Source organism: Desulfogranum marinum, from assembly GCF_016918565.1.
Classification (GTDB): domain Bacteria; phylum Desulfobacterota; class Desulfobulbia; order Desulfobulbales; family Desulfobulbaceae; genus Desulfogranum; species Desulfogranum marinum.
Genome location: NZ_JAFFQD010000136.1, coordinates 1 through 1,150 on the forward strand (window position 1 = coordinate 1; position 1,150 = coordinate 1,150).

Genomic DNA, 1,150 nt, shown 5'->3' on the forward strand with positions numbered 1-1,150 from the left:
CTCAAGTTTCGGGGTTGGCTAGGGCAACCAAAGCCCCTCACTTTTTTAATAAAAACGCATAATTAACGAGAAAAGCCTTTTACTCTCTGATATATTGTTTTTGCCAAAAAATAATATAAAAACAGGGAGAAAAGGCTCAAATGCATAATACCAAACAATACTCGGAGCAGCAACAGGCAAGACAACTGCACAACACAACCGCTCAATTCGTCAGTGATTTCACTATTGGCACATTGCTGAACAAGTGCGGCATTAAAAAGCTCAGAGGTGCAAGCCCTCTGGAAGTCTTCACCGCAATTTTCCTGTTGCCGTTCAATGGGGTTAATTTTTCCAGGGGGATCGTCAATAACCCAACGCTTGGGTTCAAGAAGGATGCGGCTTACGCCTTTCTTGAGAATCCAAGATATAACTGGCGTAAATTCATGTTGGGATTGAGTGCGGTGGTTGCCCGTTTTTTCGACGTATTGACCAGTGAACAGCGTGAGAAAGTTTTGATTTTTGATGACAGCACTTACGACCGCTCCCGATCCAAGAAGGTTGAATTGCTGTCCTGGATTTTCGACCATAACAGCAGACGACACCTCAAGGGTTTTAGATTGCTGACTTTGGGCTGGTCTGATGGAACCAGTTTCCTGCCCATGGATTTTGTGCTGTGTGCTTCGACCCAAGCGAAGAAACGAGTTCAGGGCATTTGCAAGGAGGTCGACAAAAGATGCTGTGGGTACAAACGCCGCCAGGAGGCTGTAACCAAGTCCACAGAGCACCTGGAACTGATGGTCAAAAGGGTCCTGGCCAAAGGTATACGCGCCGATTACCTCCTGATGGATAGTTGGTTTTGTTTCCCTGCCTTGCTCGCAGTGCTTGGAAAGCATTTGCCTGTAATCTGTATGGCGAAGAACATGCCCAAGGTCTTCTATAGTTACAAAGGCAAATGGCTGACACTTGGAGGGCTCTATTCTCAACTCAAGAAGCGTCCGGGCAGAGCAAAGGTTCTTGCCAGTGTTGTGGTGCAGACCAAACATGAGCAAGCGGTAAAAATTGTGTTCGTCCGTCATAGGCACAGCCGTAAGTGGCTGGCAGTGATGTCGACTAAAATTGACTTGTCCGATGAAGAGATCATCAGAATCTACGGTAAACGCTGGGATATCGA

At 46.6% G+C, this 1,150-nt stretch carries 1 protein-coding gene; it reads left to right on the forward strand.

Features of this window, described 5'->3' with window-relative positions; all coding sequences use genetic code 11:
- Positions 1-140: 140 nt before the first annotated feature.
- Positions 141-1,150 (forward strand): IS4 family transposase (locus JWH17_RS23205; protein ID WP_205225080.1); only part of this gene is annotated, 1,010 nt, incomplete at its 3' end.